At 61.6% G+C, this 4,139-nt stretch carries 5 protein-coding genes and 1 pseudogene; all 6 read left to right on the top strand.

Annotated elements, in window-relative coordinates; translation table 11 throughout:
- A pseudogene (locus tag QZZ60_RS10815) lies at positions 1–181 on the top strand (tungsten ABC transporter substrate-binding protein); the annotation flags it as partial.
- 57 nt (positions 182–238) lie between these two features.
- Entirely contained in the window at positions 239–934 is a 696-nt protein-coding gene (locus QZZ60_RS10810; RefSeq protein ID WP_295641299.1) for an ABC transporter permease, read from the top strand.
- Positions 931–1,563: an ABC transporter ATP-binding protein gene (locus QZZ60_RS10805; protein WP_295641297.1), complete on the top strand. Its 633-nt coding sequence runs from the start codon at positions 931–933 to the stop codon at positions 1,561–1,563. Before QZZ60_RS10810 ends, QZZ60_RS10805 begins: the two co-directional genes overlap by 4 nt.
- A gap of 53 nt (positions 1,564–1,616) precedes the next feature.
- Positions 1,617–2,072, top strand: a complete 456-nt coding sequence (locus QZZ60_RS10800) for an MOSC domain-containing protein (RefSeq protein ID WP_295641295.1) — start codon at positions 1,617–1,619, stop codon at positions 2,070–2,072.
- 14 nt (positions 2,073–2,086) lie between these two features.
- Positions 2,087–3,124, top strand: coding sequence for a bifunctional molybdenum cofactor biosynthesis protein MoaC/MoaB (moaCB, locus tag QZZ60_RS10795; protein ID WP_295641293.1), 1,038 nt, complete (start codon positions 2,087–2,089; stop codon positions 3,122–3,124).
- A 3-nt stretch (positions 3,125–3,127) separates the two neighbouring features.
- Positions 3,128–4,139, top strand: a 1,012-nt coding sequence (moaA, locus tag QZZ60_RS10790; protein WP_295641291.1) for a GTP 3',8-cyclase MoaA, incomplete at its 3' end; no start/stop codon positions are given.

The raw sequence follows: 4,139 nt of genomic DNA, 5'->3' as shown, positions 1-4,139 counted from the left end.
AGACAGCGCTCTCTTCAACCAGTACAGCGTCATCACCACGAATCCCAAGCTCTGCCCCAACGTCAAAAAGGATCTTGCCGTGAAGTTCGAGGACTGGTGGGTGAACCCCAAGACCCAGAAGCTCATTGAAGACTACAAGCTGGAAGGCAAGCAGCTCTTCTTCCCCAACGCCGGCAAGTAAGCCGCGGCGCGGGCCGGTCTTCCGGCCCGCGTTCCCTTTTTTTCTCCGCAGGTCATCATGGGATATTTCAGCGACGGCATGCAGAAGGCCATAAACCTTCTGCTGCACATGGACGACGCCACCTTTTCCGCCATAGAGGCCACGCTCACCTCCACAAGCTGCGCCCTCATCATCGCCACCGTTCTGGGGCTGCCGATGGGATTTCTGCTCGGCTACACCAGCTTTCCGGGCAAGAAGCTTCTGCGCCTTGTTTCCGACACTCTTCTGGCCTTTCCCACGGTGCTCATAGGCCTCGTCGTCTATGTGTTCATCACCTACCGCGGACCGCTCGGACAGTTCGGTCTGCTCTTCACCGTACCCGGCATGGTCATAGGCCAGAGCATTCTGGCCCTGCCCATCGTCGTTTCCTGGACGGCTCAGGCCGTGGAAAGCCTGGACCGCCGATGCCGGGAAACTCTGCTCACGCTGGGGGCCTCTCCCGCACAGGTCGCCCTGCACACCATCCGCGAGATACGCTATGATCTCGGCATGGTATGCGTCACGGCCTTCGGCCGCGTGGTCACGGAAGTGGGCGTGGCCATGATGCTCGGCGGCAACATACGCTATTCCACCAGAACCATGACCACGGCCATTTCGCTGGAAACAAGCAAGGGCGAGTTCGCCCAGGGCATAGCGCTGGGACTGGTGCTTCTCTTCATCGCCTTTCTGGTGAACTTTCTTCTGACCTGGCTCAGACACAAGGGGCGCGCATGAACACTCTTTTTGAAGCGCACGATCTTCGCAAGTGCTACGGCAGCATCACCGCGCTTCACCTCCCCTCCTTTTCCATGGAAAAGGGAGAAACCGTGGCGCTCACCGGCAGAAACGGCAGCGGCAAGTCCACGCTGCTGCGTCTTCTCGCCTTTCTGGAGACTCCCACTTCGGGCACGCTGCGCTACTTCGGCAATGAAAGTGATCCCAGAAAGGAAATCACGCTGCTGCTTCAGGAGCCCTACCTCATGAAGGCTTCCGTGTTCTGGAACGTGACTCTCGGACTGCGTCTGCGCGGGTTCGGAACGAAGGAACAGCGCAAGGGCTACCGGGAAAGCATGCTGGCCGTGGGTTTTTCCGATCCGGACAGCATGGCAGCACGCGGCCCCGGAGAACTTTCCGGCGGAGAGAGGCAGCGCATCGCCCTCGCATCCAGACTTATTCTCTCCCCATCCGTACTTTTGCTCGATGAACCGACATCCAATGTTGACGCGGCAAGCGAAAAGGCCATACTCAATGTTGTGCGCTCTCTTCGCGAAAAGGGCGTAAGCGTGGTATGCGCCACGCACGACAGGGACATTCCCGCGGCTCTGCAGGCCCGGGAAATACGTATCGTCAACAAAAAGTCCTAGAAGACCAGGTCACCCCAAAACCAACCGTTTTTTCCGCAAGGATGGAGAATAGCATGCGTATCGTTGCCGTATCCACGAGTGCCCGCAAGGGGGAAAAGAAAGTCAATCAGCCGCAGGTGACGCTTGTGGCCAATCACGGCGTCGAAGGAGACGTCCATGCCGACGGCACCCACCGTCAGCTCAGCCTGCTGGCCATGGAAGACATCGAATACATGCGTTCCATGGGAGCCGACGTCCATCCCGGCGACTTTGCCGAAAACATCACCACCGAAGGCGTGGAACTCTACACCTGTCCCGTAGGCACCCGCTTCGTCATCGGCGACGACATCGAGCTTGTGCTCACGCAGATCGGCAAGGAATGTCACATGGGCTGCGCCATACGTCAGCAGGTCGGCGACTGCATCATGCCTCGCCGCGGCGTGTTCTGCCGCATTCTCAAGGGCGGCGTGGTGAAGCCCGGCGACAGCTTCCGCATCACCTTCCGGCCGCAGGTTCTTCCCCAGGCGTAACTTCCGAGGCTCCCATGTCTGAATTCTCTCATATCGATGCCTCGGGCAACGCCCGCATGGTGGACGTGAGCGCCAAGGCGGAAACGAAGCGCACGGCCATAGCCCGCGCCGTGGTGGAGCTGAATCCCCGCACGCTGGAGCTGCTCAAGGCGAAGGCCCTGCCCAAGGGCGACGTGCTCACCGTGGCGCAGGTGGCCGGCATTCTGGCGGCCAAGAAGACCGCAGAACTCATCCCCATGTGCCATCCCCTGCCGCTCACCCATGTCGACGTGCGCTTCAAGGTGGTGGACGAACCGCCTTCGGTCATCCTTGAAACTTCGGCCAGCACCGCCGGACGCACCGGCGTGGAAATGGAGGCCATCGTCGCCGCGCAGGTGGCGGCGGCCACCATCTACGACATGGTCAAGGCCGTGCAGAAGGACGTGGTCATCCGTGACGTGCGCCTCATTCTCAAGTCCGGCGGCAAGAGCGGCCTGTTCAAGACCGACGAGCCCATGCTCTTTGAGGTGGATGCCGCGCCGCTGCCCGAGCCCCGTCCCGCGCCGGAAGCATGGCGCGGCGAAGGTCTCGCCGTGGCCTGCATCACCCTTTCCGACAAGGGCTACGCCGGAGAGCGCGTCGACGAAAGCGGCCCCCTCCTGCTCGACATGCTGAAGGAACTCGCCCCGGCGAAACGTCAGCTCTTCCTGCTGCCCGACGATCCGCGCGCCTTGCGAAAGCTCGTGAAGGACCTTGCCGCCTCCGGCTGGGGACTCATCGTGACCACGGGCGGCACCGGTCTTTCCCCGCGCGACTTCACGCCCGAGGCGCTCATTCCCGTGCTGGACCGCCGTCTGCCCGGCTTCGAGCAGGTCATGTTCTCCGAGGGACTGACCCACACGCCTCGCGCCGTGCTCTCCCGCTGCCTTGCCGGAACGCTCGGCCGCACCATGCTCATCGCCCTGCCCGGCAGTCGCCTTGCCGCGCAGGAAAATCTTGCCGCGCTTCTGCCCGTGCTGCCTCATGCGCTGGAAAAACTGAACGGCGACATGAGCGACTGCGGAAGGAGCTGAAACATGGCGGAACCCAACGAAGCCCTTCCCTCGCCGCTCACCGACTCCCACGGCAGAACGGTGCGCTATCTGCGCATTTCGGTGACGGACCGCTGCAATCTCTGCTGCCGCTACTGCCGGGACGACAGCGTTCCCTTCATCCCGCATGAAAACATCCTGCGATTCGAGGAAATAGAAAGGATCATCGAGGCCGCCATAGAGCTCGGCGTGCACAAGCTGCGCTTTACCGGCGGCGAGCCCTTCGCCAGAAAGGGCTTTCTCGACTTTCTCATAAAGATACACCGGCGCTTTCCGCAGGTGGCCCTCAAGCTTACCTCCAACGGCACCCTTCTTGCTCCCGCGCTGGAAACGCTCCGCGACATAGGCGTTTCGGTCAACCTGTCCCTCGACTCGCTGGACCGGCAGAAGTACGCCGCCATCACCGGAAAGGACGTCCTGCCCACCGTGCTCGACAACATGCACCGCATGCTCGATCTCGGCATTCCCCTCAAGATCAACGCCGTGGCCATGCGCGGCGTCAACGACAACGAGCTGCCCGCTCTGGCCTCCATGGCCATGGACTGGCCCGTGGACGTGCGCTTCATCGAGTTCATGCCCATGGGAGATTCCACCATCTGGTCGAACAACCTGTTCTGGCCCGCGGCCGACATTCTGGAGTCCGCGCGCAGGCACTGGAGTCTCGATCCCGTGTCCCTGCGCCGAAAGGACGGACAGGAAAACGAAGGTCAGGCCGCCGAGGAACGAGGTCCGGCCAAGCTGTGGAAGCTGAAGGATGAAAACGGCCGTGTTTCCAGAGGAAGCTTCGGTCTCATCACCTCAGTGACGCAGAGCTTCTGCCGCTCCTGCAACAGGCTCCGCCTCACCGCGGAAGGCAACCTGCGCACCTGTCTCTTCGACGACAGGGAATACCCCATACGCGACGTCATGCGCGAAAAGGGCATGGAAGAGGTGAAGCGCATCATGATCGACGCGGTATCCCGCAAGCCCGTAGGCGCAGAAATACTCGCTGCGAGCC

It is taken from the genome of uncultured Mailhella sp. (assembly GCF_905187505.1).
In the GTDB taxonomy this organism is placed as follows: Bacteria; Desulfobacterota; Desulfovibrionia; order Desulfovibrionales; family Desulfovibrionaceae; genus Mailhella.
Note: the sequence above shows the minus strand (reverse complement) of the source record. Positions and strands in the feature narration are given on the sequence as shown.

Coding starts and splice junctions, on each gene's coding strand:
- QZZ60_RS10810 (WP_295641299.1), top strand. CDS start 239: ATGGGATATTTCAGCGACGGCATGCAGAAGGCCATAAACCTTCTGCTG.
- QZZ60_RS10800 (WP_295641295.1), top strand. CDS start 1,617: ATGCGTATCGTTGCCGTATCCACGAGTGCCCGCAAGGGGGAAAAGAAA.
- moaCB (WP_295641293.1), top strand. CDS start 2,087: ATGTCTGAATTCTCTCATATCGATGCCTCGGGCAACGCCCGCATGGTG.
- QZZ60_RS10805 (WP_295641297.1), top strand. CDS start 931: ATGAACACTCTTTTTGAAGCGCACGATCTTCGCAAGTGCTACGGCAGC.